The organism is Acinetobacter sp. MYb191 (assembly GCF_037572605.1).
Classification (GTDB): domain Bacteria; phylum Pseudomonadota; class Gammaproteobacteria; order Pseudomonadales; family Moraxellaceae; genus Acinetobacter; species Acinetobacter johnsonii.
Genome location: NZ_JBBGZP010000017.1, coordinates 19210 through 35741, shown reverse-complemented (window position 1 = coordinate 35741; position 16532 = coordinate 19210). Strand labels below are relative to the sequence as shown.

Below are 16532 nucleotides of genomic sequence, written 5' to 3'. Positions count from 1 at the left end.
CTACCTCTATATTTTTACCACAGCGCCAACTGTGTCGTGACCCCAGATGTATCCACCCCGCCCAATTCGGCATAATGGTATAACTGTCCAAGCAGCTGACGAATTGGCGGACCTGACTTGGCATGGGTATCAGTGATCACAATAAACTCTAACACACGCGCACGCTCAGACTGACGCTGCTTACTCACGCGATAACGCGGTACATCCTGCGTTAATAAAGTCACACGACCTCGCTCCAAATTGGCTTTGAGCAAGTCCCCTGCTTCAATATTACCATCGGTTGAATAACTGGTCAGAATGTAACGTGCATTGATGGTAGAAAGTAATTTTTCATATGCCTCTTTGGCATACTTTGACGAGTTATAAGGACTCGGACGCTCTTTGCGCCACGCACGGTCAATTCCGCTTTTAAAACCTTTGGTGTCTGGTGTCGGCAAATCCACCTGATCCCATAGCGTTAAAGCATTTAAGACATGATAATTACTGCTGTAGGCATGTTGGTTATAGGGTGGATCTAGATAAGCTACATCGACCTCAAAACTGCTCATTTGGTTTGCCAAATGCTGTGCATCGACACACCACATTTCAGCCATCGGGTTCTTTTGCTTATTATCACCCACTTCACTAAAGCGACTTGGGGTCAACCACAGCAAGGATTCAATCCGTTCTAACGCTGTTTGGGTTTTACCCCCCCAGCCGTGGTGGAAGCTCTTAAAGACGCCGGAAGTATTGCTGACAAAACTGGCTGAATACAGCAGCGGTGCCAATAAAGCAGACATCTCCACATCATCGATTGCACCTTGTGCCTGCCATGTGGCAATTTGCTGACGAATCGCATCGATACGCATGCCGTTGCGACGTTTGAAGAACAAACGATCTCGGCTTGGATCATAGATCTCATCATTTCGCGGACACAGATTATGCGTTACCCAGCCCTTAACTTCAGGCAAGCGGTTTAAATAATCAATGGCTTTTTGATAACCACCCAACTCTTTAAATGCAGGAGCTTCGGTACAAGCCAAAATGGCATGGTTCAGCGCATGGCTATACGGTTCCCAGTCGTTGGCAATCACACGATAACCATTTTGACGTGCCAAACGCGAGACCACGCCCGAACCCGCAAAGAAGTCAGCAAAAATAGGCGCACGACCATCTGCACGGTTTAAAGTCCCTGTACTCTCGAGTGCCTCTAAAATCAGATGCAACAGACGGCGCTTATTCCCTAAATAAGGAACAAGTTGATGAAATAGATATTCATCGGTGGTACGTGCCGCGTGACGACGTTTATGATAAACCGTAGACTCTGAACTCATAATGACTCTTGAGAAGGGATAAGAGTTAAGCGCACATCATCACCCAATTGTGTGACATCCATGAGCTTAAAGCGGAGTTGCTCTGCCATCTGAGAAAACTCAGCATTGAACATTGCACGTGCAGACTGACCCAATAAGGTCGGTGCCACATAACTAATCATTTCATCGACCAACTTCTCTTGTAAAAAAGCTGTCGATAACGTTGCACCTGCTTCAACCATGACATCGTAAATTTGATGCGATTGAACCAACTGCGTTAATAACTGATCTAAAGGCTGTACAGCAAACTGTATCACGCCTAAATCAGCCAATGCTTGACGATAAGGCCCCATCACCATCACGGTATCCGGCTGCTGTAAAATTTGGGCCGTCAGCGGCAAGCGGCCTTGACGGTCTAACACCAGACGTTTTGGTTGTACAACTGTTGTCAGATCCGCAACACTCTGAAGCTGTCTGACATTGAGCTGCGGATCATCAGCCAGTACCGTTTCAATCCCAGTGATCACGACGCCAGAAATGGCACGAAAATGCTGAACATCTAAACGTGCAGCTGGGCCTGTAATCCATTTTGACTCACCCGAAGCCATCGCCGTTCGACCATCTAAACTAGAGGCAACTTTTAAACGCACATAAGGCATGCCAGTAGCCATGGCTTTTAAAAAGCCGGCATTCAACTGATGTGCTTCGGCTTGACAAATACCGACATCAACCTCAATGCCTGCTTCTTTTAAAATTTGTACCCCTTTACCGGCCACCAAGGGGTTGGGATCTGGACAGGCAATCACAACACGCGCTACACCTGCCTCGACCAAACCTTTGGCACACGGCGGTGTACGCCCATAATGCGCACAAGGTTCTAAAGTGACATAAGCCGTTGCGCCTTGGATCTGCTCACCCGCTTCGCGCATCGCAAAAACTTCTGCATGTGGCTGACCCGCTTTAGGGTGATAACCCGTCCCCAACAACTGCCCATCCTTGACAATGACACAGCCTACATTTGGATTTGGCTTGGTGCTGTATTGACCTTGCAGTGCTAAAACAATCGCTTGTTTCATCCAAGCTTGGTCAGCTTGTAAAGCATTAGACTGTAATTCAGACATGGATGCCAACTCGCTTAATGTTCACGTTGTTGCATTTGTTCAATTTGGTGGCGAAAGGCGTCGACATCTTGAAAGTCTTGATAGACCGATGCAAAACGCACATATGCAACATGATCTAACGAAAATAAAGATTGCATGACAATTTCACCAATGGTGCGTGATTTCACATCACGCTCACCTAAACGGCGGATTTGTAGCTGAATATCGCTCAAGACGGTTTCAATTTGCTCTTGCGTCACGGGACGTTTTTGTAAAGCATGCATCAAGGAGCGACGCAATTTTGCTTCATCAAAAGGTTCACTTTTGCCATCCGACTTGATCACACGAGGCATGACCACTTCATAACTTTCAAAGGTTGTGAATCGTTCACCACAACTAATACATTCACGACGACGACGAATTTGACAACCTTCAGCGGCCAAACGTGAGTCGATCACCTTACTGTCTTCAGCGTTGCAAAATGGACAATGCATAGTGGTTAAATTGAACAAATTTGAATGGTTTTAGAGTGTAGCAAAAATTCGGTGTTTTGTAGAGTTTTACGCTAGATATAGAAAAAAAACAGCCCTTTCGGGCTGTTTCACACAATATATTGATTATACTGTTTATTTATTATTCTATTGATTAGTCCACGCGTTCGCCATGTTGGCTCAAGTCTAGGCCCATACGTTCATCATCAGATTCAACGCGAATTCCAATCACCAGATCAATCACTTTTAAGATAATGAAGGTTAATACTGCTGAGTATGCAATCGTTGCCAATACCCCTTCAACTTGAACCCAAAGTTGATGCATCACATCACTTGGTGCTTTGTCGCCCATGATGAAGTCGCTGGCAAAGAATGCTGTTAAGATTGCACCCACGATACCACCCACACCGTGTAAACCAAACGCATCTAAAGAGTCATCGGCTTTTAAAGCACGTTTCAATGCACTGATACCCCAGAAGCACACCACACCACCGATTAAACCCATCGCCAGTGCGCCGCCGACAGTCACAAAGCCTGCTGCTGGTGTAATCACGACCAGACCAGCAACCGCACCAGATGCAGCACCGAGTACTGAACCTTTACCACGTGCAACTTTTTCAGTAATTAACCAAGAGATTGCCGCTGCTGCTGCTGCTACTTGAGTCACGAGCAATGCATAACCTGCTGAGCCGTTTGCGCCCAATGCAGAACCACCATTGAAACCAAACCAACCGACCCACAGTAGGCTTGCACCCACAACGGTTAATGCCAAGTTGTGTGGAGCCATTGATTCACGGCCTAAGCCCATACGTTTACCGAGCATGTATGCAGCAACCAAACCTGCCACACCTGAGTTGATGTGTACAACGGTACCGCCAGCAAAGTCGAGTGCACCATCATTTGCTAACCAGCCACCGCCCCATACCCAGTGAGTAATTGGTGCATAAACCACGACTACCCAAATCGAGATAAAAGCGATAAATGCGCCGAATTTCATCCGTTCTGCAATTGAACCACTAATAATGGCAACCGTAATGATGGCAAAGGTCATTTGGAAAATAACGAATAGAACTTCAGGAATCGTCCCTGTGAGTGCATCTGTGGTGATCCCAGTCAGCATGAACTTATCTAAGCCACCGATAAAGGCATTGCCCTCACCAAAGGCCAATGTATAACCAATGATGACCCATGCAATACTCACCACTGCCGCAGCAACAAAGCTATGTGCCATAGTGCTTAAGACGTTTTTCTTACGAACCATACCGCCGTAGAATAACGCTAAACCTGGAATGGTCATTAATAAAACCAGTGCTGTGGAGACTAAAATCCACGCCGTATCACCTGTATCTAATGTTGGTTCTTCTTCTGCAGGTGCTTCTACTGGAGCAGCAACGGCTTCAACCGCTTGTACTGCTGGAGCAGCCACATCCGTTGTTTCAACCACTGTGACTTGTTCTGATGGAGTTGGTTCTGTTGCTGCTTCTTCAGCCCAAGCAACAGAACCACCTAAAAGTGCGCCAGATAAGCTCAGCGCGAATAGCATCTTTTTCATTCGTATCCCCCAACCTAATTTGTGCGAGTTATGTGTTACTCAGCAAACTTCATGCCAAATTAAACGGCATCGGCACCTGTTTCACCTGTACGGATACGGATGACTTGCTCTAAATTTGTGACGAAAATTTTACCGTCGCCAATTTTTCCTGTACTAGCCACACGTGTGATTGACTCAATCACCGCGTCGACCATTTCATCACTGATCGCGATTTCGATTTTTACTTTTGGTAAGAAATCAACAACATATTCAGCGCCACGATAAAGTTCAGTATGACCTTTTTGACGACCAAAGCCTTTGACTTCAGTTACCGTGATCCCTTGAACACCAATTTCAGACAGTGCTTCACGCACATCATCCAATTTAAACGGTTTTACAATTGCAGTTACGAGCTTCATGTTTGTTTTCCTTCGGCTTATTTCACCAGTAAGGTTTTATGTTCAAATTTCATGCCAAAAATTCTTAGGTTGGGGGGAAAAGAAAGTCTGACATGAGTTTTCTTTATACCCTATTCTATACATTTAAATGCGTTTTGAGCTTCAAAATTCAGGTTTTTTAGTCGAAGATTTATGATTTTTTTACAATCGATGAAATCATATTTCATCTGAAAGGCTATAGAGTCAGAAGCAGCAATGGTACACTGCTGTCACTTCTCCAACTGTTGGATATAGAAATGATTGAAACTTTATTACAAGCCATACTGGAACAAGTCGAACAACCTAAACAAGACTTAGAACATAATTTACGCGCACTGCTGAATGAAGCAGTCACCAAGATGGATTTGGTTTCCAAAGATGAAATTGAACGTCAACGTACTGCACTGAATAATGCCAATTTGCGTTTAAATGATTTATTGAAACAAGTGGAAGCTTTAGAGTTACGCATTCAGAACAAAAAATGAGCACCTGTTTGGTGCAACAAAAGACGCATAACGAATTAAAATAATGCACTATAATGGAACAAAAGATGTCTTTTGCCAAAATTTACACTCGAGCTTTGCTCGGTTTACACGCACCTTCGGTTGAAGTTGAAGTTCATCTGAGCCAAGGACTACCCTCTTTAACCATTGTGGGGCTTCCTGAAGCAGCCGTTCGGGAAAGCAAAGATCGGGTGCGCTCCGCCATTATCAATAGTGGCTTTCAGTTTCCGACCAAACGCCTCACCATTAACCTTGCACCTGCAGATCTGCCCAAAGACAGCTCACGACTGGATTTGCCTATTGCACTGGGTATTTTAATTGCCTCTGGTCAGCTCCCTGAGCAAGGAACTGAAAATTTTGAATTTATAGGTGAGTTGGCACTTGATGGGCAACTGCGACCAATTTCAGGTACTTTAAGTATTGCAATTGCCTGCCAGCAAGCTGGACATCAACTGATTTTACCTGAGGCCAATGCGCAAGAAGCCTCTCAACTGCCCAACTTCCAAGTGTTTGCAGCGCAACATTTAAAACAAGTCTGTGAGCATCTGTCGCAAAACCATCTCATCCAACAGTTTCAACCCACGGCGCTAAAAGCCTCCCAACATTACAAATTTGATTTGGCCGATGTTAAAGGTCAACTACGTCCGAGACGTGCCTTAGAGATTGCGGCAGCAGGTGGTCATTCTTTACTGTTTAAAGGACCGCCAGGGACAGGGAAAACCCTATTGGCTTCACGTTTAGCCAGTATTCTACCGCCCTTGAACACGCAAGAGAATTTGGAAGTGGCGAGTATTTACTCGGTGGCCAATCATCAACATCCTTTTGGACAGCGGCCATTTCGTGCACCGCACCATACAGCTTCTGCAGTTGCCTTAGTCGGTGGCGGGTCACAACCCAAACCTGGTGAAATTACTTTGGCACATAAAGGCGTGCTGTTTTTAGATGAACTACCAGAGTTTGACCGCAAGGTTTTAGAGGTTTTAAGACAGCCGATTGAAGCCAAAGAGATTGTGATTTCGCGTGCTTCACGGCAGATCACCTTTCCAGCCAATTTCCAACTGATTGCCGCAATGAATCCGTGTCCCTGTGGTTATGCTTTTAATCAAGATAGCCGTTGCCAGTGCTCAGCCGAGGCGATTAAGCGCTACCAAAACCGTATTTCCGGGCCTTTGCTGGATCGAATTGATTTACATATTGATGTACCACCCTTGCATGCTTCTGAATTGCAGGACACACAAGCCGTAGAAGACTCGGCAACTGTACGTGAACGCGTGATTCAAGCTTATGAATGGCAAATGCAACGCCAAGCTTGTCTCAATATGGCTTTATCACCCAAACAACTCGAACAATTCGCACCGCTAGATGGACAAGCGGCTTTAATCTTTGAAAAAGCACAGCAGCGTTTAAATTTGTCTGCTCGGGGTTATCATCGGATTTTAAGAGTGGCCAGAACCATTGCGGATTTGGCCCAGTCAGAGCACATCCAAACAGGACATTTGACCGAAGCTCTCTCCTACCGACAGCAAAATGCCTAAAATTGCTAAATTCCACATAGAAAAACCCCTCCAGTCCTATGACTAGAGGGGTTTTGAAGATGCTAAAACTTAGAAAGTTTTAGTTAAGGTAAACACGGCACCTGTTTCTACACCACGTGCTGTCACATGATCCAGATTATCAGTATCAATATTGGTTCCTACCGCTGCCAATTCTGCTGTTGCGCCAGGAATAGACTGGAATGCATAGGTCACACCTACTTTCCAATCGACATAATTGTCATCATCACCAAATGAATATTTATCTTCATCACTGACCACGGTATAACCCACATTCGCAACGCCACCAAAGCCCGTTGAACCAAATGGAATTGCATAACCTGCATTGATGTTCCAGCTGTCTGTATCTGCTGCAACATAATCATTGGTATAGTTCACATTGGTCAGTAGACTGTCCCCTTCAGTGAAGACACTCGCAAAGGTTAATTTGCCATAAAACTCTAACCAGTTCAGATCATCTGCACTTGGATAGTTGTAGTACACCATACCCACATCAAGCACTGGTTTGCTGGCAAAGCTTTCTAATGTTGTTGCAAAACCAATCGATGGATCGAGTTCTAAACTCGGTGAACCTTCGCCAAAATCAACATTTGAACCCCAAAGACCCAAATACAAGCCTGAGTCATGTGCCAAAGTAAAGCCCGCTTGTACCGCTGGATCATTTTGGGTTTGAGTTAAACCACGGAAACGATAGTCAGTTGTTACAGCAGCACTTCCACTAAAAGAGAAACCAAACGGTAATGCTGGCTCGTCATCTGCGAAAGTGAATGTAGAAGCTGAAGCCACCACAGCTAAAGATAATGCTTTAAGTGCAAATTTCATTGTTTGATTCCCCCACATCGTATCCGACGTTTTTTTGGTTATTTCGATAAACTCATGTAGGTAGAAGCAATAGCTATGCCACATTCAATCCAACATCAGATACGCCCTTTACAAAAATATTATAAATAATTGTTTTTGTTTAAATTATACAAAATACAAAAAATTGAACTCGCACTTAGCTTGATCGTTAAACATCTTCGCGGTGAATTGAAGCCAAGCTCATCAACCAAACATAATTGTTTACAATATGCGCTATTTTGAGACTCATCTTTGGAACGTACGTTTTTAAGTGCATAAAAAAAGTGCATCCCCAACCGATCTGGATGCACTTTTCATATCTACAGAATTTAGAAGTTGTAAGTTAAACCCAGTACCAGATGGTCTTCTAAATCCTCTCCCATACGATTATGTACACCATAAATATAATCCGCAGACATCTCGATACCTGTCTCTGCAAAGGGTCTACTCAGCCCTAAGCGAACTTCATTAACAGTAAAGTTCTTCTCTGTAGTGAGTATGGCATCATCATGCTGACGATAAATCGATGCACCAATTGAACTATTGAGTTGAAAGTTTTGTGGAAGGGCATAATGATGTGCAAGGCTTAAATAGGTATCGCCCGCATTGGCATAGCTCACATCCACTAAAGCCACCGTGACGCCTACATCAAAGTCTTTATAGCTCAGACTATTTACAAATTCCGCTCCAGTCGTACTTCGGCGTTCTGTGCGATCTTCACTATAGACCGAGCCGCCATCATTATATAAATAAGTCACAATATGTGAGCGGTAGCTTAAATCTGGACTGAGTGTGCCTGCATAACCCATATAAAAATCATGCTCAACACCGTGATCTTTACTGACATCCGCTGCATCATAATTCAATGTCGAAGCCCAATAACCTGCATATAGACCAGATGTATGTTCATATTCAAGCCCTGCTTGCAGGGTAGGCTGGTCATTTTCAATACCCCCACGATAGATATACTGACTGAGCACAGCAAGGCTTCCACTAAGCCTGCCATCTGAGCTTTGTTGCTGGGGCTCGCTTGCATTGACCGACACACTGCCAGTGAAAAAAATTAAAAATAGTGCAATTTTATGTGAATTCTTATGCATTTAAGCTCTCAAAATCTCTTTAGACATGAATCACTTACTGATTCCATACCTATAAATTCTAAAGCTATTTTTTAACAATGGGTCAATTTTATCTAGGCAACTGCTGTGTAATTCATCATTTGTCAATCTGGGTATGGGTTATTCTGAACCGATTCCAGACGACTAGAAATGACTGAACACTTTGATTCATAAGCTAAAATGACCTCACAGTCTATATATTATATTCTGCGATACATAGCAAAAAACAGAATTAAGAAGAGAAAAATAATTCGATGTTTTATAAAGATTTATTTTAGCAAACCGAATATTTTAACCAAAATTAAAATATTTCAAACATATCACTTACAAAAAAATGCATTACTTTAGTTGAATATGTTAAATAAAAATGACAATTTTTCAGCGATTACTTATACAATTGCTGTTCTCTTTCCATCCAATTTGTATAAGGTTCGCTCCCCAATGCAAAACACAAAAAAATTAGCATTAGCAGTTTTAGTACAAACTGCACTTATATCAACAGCTTTTGCGAGTGAGCAAAGTGAATCTAAAGGTTTCGTTGAGGACGCTGAAGGATCAGTGTTATTCCGTACTGGTTATTTAAGTCGCGACAAGAAAAATGGCGTAGCTGATACAAGTTCAGCAGCTCAAACCGCGATGGTTAAAATTGAGTCTGGTTATACTCAAGGTATCGTTGGCTTTGGTGTTGGTGTCATTGGCGATGCTTCATTCAAGCTAGGTGATAACAACCACGCTGGTAATGGCATGATTCCATTACATAATGATGGTGCCAAAGATGCAAATGGCCATGTTGATGCATATGACCATTGGGCACGTGGTGGTGGTATCGTAAAAGCACGTATTTCAAATACTGAAGTGCGTTATGGTACACAAGTTCTAGACTTACCTGTACTGGCAAGTAACACTGCTCGTTTAGTGCCTGAATACTTTGAAGGTGTTTTGGCAACAAGTCGTGAAATTAACGGTCTTGAGTTGACTGCAGGTAAATTTACTAAGAACCAATATTCAGACCAAATCAAAAGTGACGGTAATAGATTAGATCGTGCTGTAGTTTGGGGTGCGAAGTATAAATTTAATGACGCATTCAATGCATCTTATTTTGGTACTGACATCAAAGACCGTTTAGATCGTCATTATATCAATGCCAACTATAAGCAAGCTCTGGCAAATGACAGTGCATTAACTTACGATTTCAGTGGTTATTACACTGAATGGGATAAGGAAGCGAATACTAAACTTTATTCTCAAATCGGCTCACCAAACGACTCTTTTGACAACTCGATTTTTGCATTCTCTACAACCTATAACACTGGCCCACACAATGTGATGGTTGCTTACCAACAGAACTTTGGTAACACGGGTTATGACTACGGCTTAGGTCAAAATGTAGGCGATGGTCATCAAACCATTTACTTACCAAACTCTTACCTATCAGACTTCATTGGTAATGATGAAAAATCAGTTCAATTGCAATATACCTTTGACTTCGGTGCAGTGAATGTTCCTGGTTTAAGTTGGACTTCTGCATTTGTTTATGGCTGGGACATCAAGGCGACAGACAATGCTGGCACAATGATCAGTGATGACGAGCAAGAGCGTGAATTCTTTAACCAAGTGAAATATACAGTTCAATCTGGTTTCGCGAAAGATGCAAGTTTACGTTTACGCCACTCGTACTACCGTGCAAGTGACAACTACCAAAGCAACTACATTGGTGACACCAACGAATGGCGTGTTTGGTTAGACATTCCTGTGAAATTCTTCTAATTTCTACGGAAAAGCTAATCTAATAAAAAAAACCTGCACAATGTGCAGGTTTTTTATTGAAGCCTACAATCAAACACAGTTCAATCGAGGCTTCATAGACAGGATTATTTTGCTGCTTCGATTGCTTTAAGCACTTCTTGCTTAGCAACTTCTGAACCTTCCCAACCTGTTAATTTAACCCACTTCCCTGGCTCTAAGTCTTTATAGTGAGCGAAGAAGTGTTCAACTTGTTGAATCAGTAAAGGTGGAAGATCCGTGTACTCTTTAATATCTTTATAAATTGGCGTTAACTTGTCGTGTGGAACTGCGATTAATTTCGCATCGATACCACCGTCATCTTCCATGTTCAATTTACCCACAGGGCGGCAACGAATCACTGAACCTGGTTCAACTGGATGTGGCGTTACAACAAGTACATCTAATGGGTCACCATCTTCAGACAAGGTGTTTGGTACATAACCATAGTTCGCTGGGTAGAACATTGCTGTACCCATGAAACGATCTACAAAAAGTGCATCCGAATCTTTATCAATTTCATATTTGATTGGTGCTGCATTTGCAGGAATTTCGATGATCACGTAGATATCGTTCGGTGCATCTTTACCCGCAGGGATATTGCTGTAGCTCATAACATCACTCTTTAACAAGTTAAATCTTTTAAAAAACCGCATCGATTATAACGGTTTTTGAGAAAAAAATATTTCTGCGATTATACATCCACTGGGTGAAAATATGTATGTTTCGCACTTAGCCCATCGTCAGTCGAATGACCAACAATAATAAACAAATAGGACAAAGCAGTGACAACAGCCAAACAATCGATCGAAGCGTCGACCAGTTGGCCAAATAGCAAATCCCATACACCACACGAAAGACAAGATAGGCAATACCAAACGTCATGGTGACCACTTGCGGAATCACCATATATTCCGCCATTAAGATAGCGGCAATAAATAACGGTAGACTCTCAAAGCTATTTTGCTGTGCCGCATTGGCACGTGCTGCCAGACCAGTCGTCTTGGCGAGAAATTCACGCGGATGTTGATTATCTTTGGCGCGAAATCCTGCTGTTTTTTTAGCAATGATTGTAAATACGTAAGGCAGTAAACAAGCAATTAAAATGAGATAAATAATCCCGCTAATGCTTTGCATTGGTTTTTTCTCATCAAGATCATTTCGACGGCTATCATAGCATGGCATTCCGAGGATAAATTTGGTTAAATTATAGTGTTTTTATAATTTCCCGATGAGACTCCTGCATGGCTAGCCCTGATCAAAAAGAAATGTTCGACGTGCTCGAAATTCAGCGCCAACATCAACGCCAAGTGGATCGTGTTTTAAAGATTGTGCTTCCTGTTACTGCATTTTTATTGGCGGTCATTTGTGCCAATATGAATATTGGTTCGACTCTTGGCACACTTGTCATGCTGATCATTGCATTTTGGATGGTGGGGATTAAACGTCAAAACCTATGGTCTTGGTTACTTGCAGTAGCGGTCTATTGTCTGATCGATAATCTCCTGAGTTTTGGTAGTTTTGCTTTCCCAGCCTTTAGTCGTCAGTGCGGGACGATGCTGACTTTCGTTGGCATCTTAGGCATTGGCCGTCCCTATATTGATCGCTGGTTAATGAAAAATTAAATCCAAACAAAAAAAGCGCCTGACGGCGCTTTTTTTTGTTTGCACTTAAGCTGTTTTACGTAAATCTTTACGTAGGATTTTACCTACGTTTGATTTCGGTAACTCATCCAAGAATTCAACATAACGCGGACGCTTATAACCCGTTAAGTTCTCTTTCGCAAATGCCAATACTTCTTCAGTCGTTAACGATGGATCTTTCTTCACCACAAACAGTTTTGGTACTTCCCCTGATTTTTCATCAGGTACACCAATGGCAGCTACTTCCAGCACTTTAGGATGCTTTGAAACCACTTCTTCAATTTCTGAAGGATAAACGTTAAAGCCTGACACCAAAATCATGTCTTTCTTACGGTCTACAATTTTCACATAGCCGCGAGCGTCCATGACACCAATGTCACCCGTACGGAAGAAACCATCTTCAGTCATCACTTTAGCCGTTTCATCTGCACGGTTCCAATAGCCACGCATCACTTGTGGACCACGGATTGAAATCTCACCTTGTTCACCCAGTGCAACTTCCTTACCATCATCATCCAAAATTGCAACTTCGGTTAATGGCAATGGAATACCAATTGTGCCGCTAAATTCTTCTGACGCTGGCGGATTTGCCGTTGCCACAGGTGAAGTTTCAGATAGACCATAACCTTCAATGATGTTGGTTCCAGTAATTCGCTTCCACGCTTCTGCGGTAGAAGGAAGAACAGCCATACCACCACCCATCGCCATTTTCAATTTGCTGTGGTCGAGTTGCTTAAACTCTTCATTGTTCACTAAAGCATTGAATAGTGTATTCACTGCTGGGAAGAATGACGGTTGGTATTTACGTAACTCTTTCATCACCGCAGGTAAGTCACGCGGGTTTGGAATCAAAACGTTGGCTTGGCCTTTGTACATGCCGTACATCGCACAAACCATGAACGCAAAAATATGATATAGCGGTAATGCACAGAAAATGCGGTCATCAGGCTGACCATCTTGTGCACCAAATTTACTTTGGAAAATACCGTCACACTGCAACATGTTCGCCACAAGGTTGCGATGCGTCAGTTCTGCACCTTTAGATACCCCTGTAGTGCCGCCAGTATACTGAAGCACGGCTGTGTCACTTAACGTTAAGTTCGGACGCTTATAATTGCTCGCGCTGACTTTCGACATCGCTGCGTTAAAGCGAATATGGCCAGGAATATTCCATGCTGGAATTTGCTTACGCACTGAACGTAATACAAAGTTCACCAATGTGCCTTTTAATGCACCCAACATGTCACCTACAGAGGCAATCACAACATGTTTAACTGGGGTTTTACCATTAATCGCTTGATAAACAGAGGCAAAGTTTTCGATGATCACCAAAACTTCTGAACCCGAGTCATTTAACTGATGTTCAAGTTCGCGCGCGGTATACAGTGGATTGACGTTAACCAGTACTAAACCTGCACGGAATACACCCAAAGCAACGATAGGATACTGAAGAACGTTCGGCATCATCACAGCGACACGTGAGCCTTTTGCTAGGCCCAGACTTTGTAAATATGTTGCAAATTTACGGCTTGCTTCCTCTAACTCACTAAAAGTGAGCACTTTATCCATAAAGATAAAAGCATCACGAGAGCCAAATTTTTGGAAATTTCGTTCAAAAACATCTACTAATGACGTGTTTTCTGGTGGCAATTCTACAGTCTCTGGAATCCCCGTTTTTTGGTATTCTGCGAACCAAATTTTTTCCATATCGCCCGATTCTCCTATCAGTAATCCTTAAATTTCAACTATTGTTCTCAATATTAAGCGCTCTTTATTTAACTTGTGTTGCTTAATACTGCATCCATTTCCCGCATACATACCATATATAACGTATTTTGATCAATGGATGCTAGTTTTATCTCTGAACTAACAGTTTATTTGCTTTTTGATATCCACGTGGTAATAACTGCCCTTTTGATGCTCTTTTGCCTATGTATTTTTGCAAGTCATCACCCTTCAATTTTAATTGCTGCTGTCCTGCAACGACTTGCAGTATTTCATCTAGCGTTAATCTTGTCATGAATACAATTTGATCTTTCTCTTCAAGTTGTATCAATTTATTACCTTTACCTTTATTAAAAACCGGCAACTCTGACAACTCTAAAATCAACAAACGACCCGTTGAGGTCAGTAACGCCAAATGGGTAGCTTGATCAACACTGGTTAAGGGCATAACTGTGGCTTTTTCAGGTAAAGTCAGGAAGGCTTTACCTGCTTTTGCATTGGTATCTAACTGTTTTGCTTGAGTTTTAAAACCATATCCTTTGCTGCTCAGCGCCACGACTTCGGCTTCATCATCAGCAATAAAGACTTGTTTAAAACCAATACCACTGGCTGGGGACAATTTTGAACTCAACGGTTCTCCCAGACCACGCGCGGATGGTAGGCTATTAATGGCTAGGGCATAACTACGTCCTGACTCATCCAATACATACACGCGCTGATTCGATTTACCTTGTGCATGACTGAGGTATTGATCGCCCGCACGGAAGTTCAGGTTTTCGGCATCAACTTCATGGCCTTTGGCTGAGCGAATCCACCCTGCTTCAGACAAGACCACGGTCACAGGATCAGCAGGCATGAAGTCTTGCTCACTCATCGCTGTCGCTTCTGCACGATGCACGATTGGTGAACGACGGTCATCGCCGTATTTTTTCGCATCATCTTTGAGTTCATTGATGATCAAAGCTTTTAAAGACTCAGGATTGGCCAACTGTTCACGAATTAGTGCAGCTTTGGCTTCTAACTCTTCTTGCTCACGGCGCATTTCCATTTCTTCAAGTCGGGCCAAATGACGTAACTTGAGTTCTAAAATGGCTTCGGCCTGAATATCATCAATATTAAAACGTGACATCAACTCCGCTTTGGGCTGTTCTTCTTCACGAATAATACGAATCACTTCATCAATATTTAAATAGGCAATAATCAAACCGCCCAAAATATGTAAGCGTTTTTCAATTTTATTCAGGTGATATTGCAGACGACGGGTGACGGTTTCCTTTCGAATTTCAATCCACTCCAGCAAAATACGACGAATCGATTTCACTTGTGGACGGCCATCCGCACCAATCATGTTCATATTGACCCGATAGCTCGACTCAAGGTCAGTGGTGGCAAAAAGGTGACTCATCACTGCTTCAGCATCAATCCGATTTGAACGCAGTACAATTACCAAACGGGTTGGGTTTTGATGATCCGATTCATCTCGTACATCGCTCACCAAAGGCAGTTTTTTCGCCTGCATTTGATCTGCAATTTGCGAAATAACTTTCGAGCCTGACACTTGATAAGGCAAGTCCGTGATCACAATTTCATTTTTTTCGATGCGATACACCGAACGCATACGGTAACTGCCCCGACCTGTGCTTTGTATTTTTAACAGCTCTTCAGGTGGCGTAATAATTTCTGCTTTGGTCGGCAAATCGGGTGCAGGAATATATTCTGCAACTTTTTCATCGCCTAGATTTGGATTACGAATTAAGGCAATGGTGCCTTTTACGACTTCACGCAGGTTGTGCGGTGGAATGTCCGTAGCCATACCAACCGCAATGCCCGTAGTGCCATTTAACAAAATATTCGGAATACGTGCAGGTAAAGTCACAGGCTCTTTCATCGAACCATCAAAGTTATCCTGCCAGTCACAAGTCCCCTGTCCCAGTTCAGACAAAAGCACTTCACTATACTGAGATAATTTGGCTTCGGTATAACGCATCGCAGCGAATGATTTCGGATCGTCGGGAGAACCCCAGTTACCTTGACCTTCAATAAACGGATAACGATAACTAAAAGGCTGCGCCATTAGCACCATCGCTTCATAGCAGGCCGAATCACCATGCGGGTGATACTTACCGAGCACATCGCCAACGGTACGTGCAGATTTTTTGGGTTTACCGCTATGTTTCAGCCCCAATTCACTCATGGCATACACAATACGGCGTTGTACAGGTTTTAAACCATCGCTGATATGCGGTAAGGCACGATCCATGATCACGTACATGGCGTAGTTGAGATATGCTTGTTCAGTAAATTCTGCTACGGAACGGTTTTCTGTCGCTTGATGCGCAAGGTTCGTCATAACAACCTGTCATCCTAATTAATCGTTTTTTGTTTAAGTTCTTATGCTATGTCGCAGGCTCTGCCTATACAAGTGAAAGCGTACACCACTACGACAAATTGCGTCTTTAGATGTTCCTAGTGTCGTAAAATTATCCATTTTTTTTAAAATGAGCAACTAATTATTTT

15 protein-coding genes are annotated in these 16532 nt (G+C 42.9%); 4 read left to right on the top strand and 11 right to left on the bottom strand.

Annotation, left to right across the window (positions count from 1 at the left end; translation table 11 throughout):
• Window positions 1-14: 14 nt before the first annotated feature.
• The 5 genes from WH214_RS12460 to glnK form a co-directional block, all read right to left on the bottom strand.
• Window positions 15-1313, bottom strand: a complete 1299-nt coding sequence (locus WH214_RS12460) for a DNA adenine methylase (RefSeq protein WP_004692850.1) — start codon at window positions 1311-1313, stop codon at window positions 15-17.
• Window positions 1310-2413 (bottom strand): bifunctional diaminohydroxyphosphoribosylaminopyrimidine deaminase/5-amino-6-(5-phosphoribosylamino)uracil reductase RibD, encoded by a 1104-nt coding sequence (gene ribD / locus WH214_RS12455; protein WP_259234403.1) that lies wholly within the window; start codon window positions 2411-2413, stop codon window positions 1310-1312. Before ribD ends, WH214_RS12460 begins: the two co-directional genes overlap by 4 nt.
• A 14-nt stretch (window positions 2414-2427) precedes the next feature.
• On the bottom strand, window positions 2428-2886 hold the full coding sequence (gene nrdR, locus WH214_RS12450) for a transcriptional regulator NrdR (RefSeq protein WP_004692852.1): 459 nt from the start codon (window positions 2884-2886) through the stop codon (window positions 2428-2430).
• A gap of 151 nt (window positions 2887-3037) precedes the next feature.
• Window positions 3038-4435: an ammonium transporter gene (locus tag WH214_RS12445; RefSeq protein ID WP_339421852.1), complete on the bottom strand. Its 1398-nt coding sequence runs from the start codon at window positions 4433-4435 to the stop codon at window positions 3038-3040.
• A 59-nt stretch (window positions 4436-4494) separates the two neighbouring features.
• Window positions 4495-4833, bottom strand: coding sequence for a P-II family nitrogen regulator (gene glnK / locus WH214_RS12440; protein ID WP_004281042.1), 339 nt, complete (start codon window positions 4831-4833; stop codon window positions 4495-4497).
• 275 nt (window positions 4834-5108) lie between these two features.
• On the opposite strand from glnK, the gene WH214_RS12435 reads away from it, so the two are divergent.
• Both WH214_RS12435 and WH214_RS12430 read left to right on the top strand, forming a co-directional pair.
• Window positions 5109-5336: an accessory factor UbiK family protein gene (locus WH214_RS12435; protein ID WP_004692854.1), complete on the top strand. Its 228-nt coding sequence runs from the start codon at window positions 5109-5111 to the stop codon at window positions 5334-5336.
• Window positions 5337-5401: 65 nt separating this feature from the next.
• Window positions 5402-6889, top strand: coding sequence for a YifB family Mg chelatase-like AAA ATPase (locus WH214_RS12430; RefSeq protein ID WP_279744567.1), 1488 nt, complete (start codon window positions 5402-5404; stop codon window positions 6887-6889).
• Between the two features lie 69 nt (window positions 6890-6958).
• Here the strand turns inward: WH214_RS12430 and WH214_RS12425 are convergent, their stop codons facing one another.
• Together WH214_RS12425 and WH214_RS12420 are read right to left on the bottom strand one after the other, a co-directional pair.
• The gene (locus tag WH214_RS12425; RefSeq protein WP_058868716.1) at window positions 6959-7729 is read right to left on the bottom strand and encodes a TorF family putative porin; all 771 of its coding nucleotides are present in this window, start codon (window positions 7727-7729) and stop codon (window positions 6959-6961) included.
• 347 nt (window positions 7730-8076) lie between these two features.
• Window positions 8077-8847 carry a TorF family putative porin gene (locus WH214_RS12420; RefSeq protein ID WP_339421853.1) on the bottom strand — a complete coding sequence of 257 codons (771 nt, stop codon included), beginning with the start codon at window positions 8845-8847 and terminating at the stop codon, window positions 8077-8079.
• A gap of 459 nt (window positions 8848-9306) precedes the next feature.
• Here WH214_RS12420 and WH214_RS12415 point away from each other — a divergent pair, with 459 nt between their 5' ends.
• Entirely contained in the window at window positions 9307-10632 is a 1326-nt protein-coding gene (locus WH214_RS12415) for an OprD family outer membrane porin (protein ID WP_339421854.1), read from the top strand.
• Between the two features lie 104 nt (window positions 10633-10736).
• Here WH214_RS12415 and ppa read toward each other — a convergent pair whose 3' ends face one another.
• Together ppa and WH214_RS12405 are read right to left on the bottom strand one after the other, a co-directional pair.
• Entirely contained in the window at window positions 10737-11261 is a 525-nt protein-coding gene (gene ppa, locus WH214_RS12410) for an inorganic diphosphatase (protein WP_114836634.1), read from the bottom strand.
• Window positions 11262-11379: 118 nt separating this feature from the next.
• On the bottom strand, window positions 11380-11784 hold the full coding sequence (locus WH214_RS12405; protein ID WP_005401007.1) for an MAPEG family protein: 405 nt from the start codon (window positions 11782-11784) through the stop codon (window positions 11380-11382).
• Between the two features lie 107 nt (window positions 11785-11891).
• Between WH214_RS12405 and WH214_RS12400 the strand changes: the two genes are divergently transcribed.
• Window positions 11892-12272 carry a hypothetical protein gene (locus WH214_RS12400; RefSeq protein ID WP_339421855.1) on the top strand — a complete coding sequence of 127 codons (381 nt, stop codon included), beginning with the start codon at window positions 11892-11894 and terminating at the stop codon, window positions 12270-12272.
• A gap of 45 nt (window positions 12273-12317) precedes the next feature.
• Here the strand turns inward: WH214_RS12400 and WH214_RS12395 are convergent, their stop codons facing one another.
• The gene (locus WH214_RS12395) at window positions 12318-13997 is read right to left on the bottom strand and encodes an AMP-binding protein (RefSeq protein WP_332669145.1); all 1680 of its coding nucleotides are present in this window, start codon (window positions 13995-13997) and stop codon (window positions 12318-12320) included.
• Window positions 13998-14145: 148 nt separating this feature from the next.
• On the bottom strand, window positions 14146-16365 hold the full coding sequence (gene parC / locus WH214_RS12390) for a DNA topoisomerase IV subunit A (RefSeq protein WP_339993457.1): 2220 nt from the start codon (window positions 16363-16365) through the stop codon (window positions 14146-14148).
• Window positions 16366-16532 lie beyond the last annotated feature (167 nt).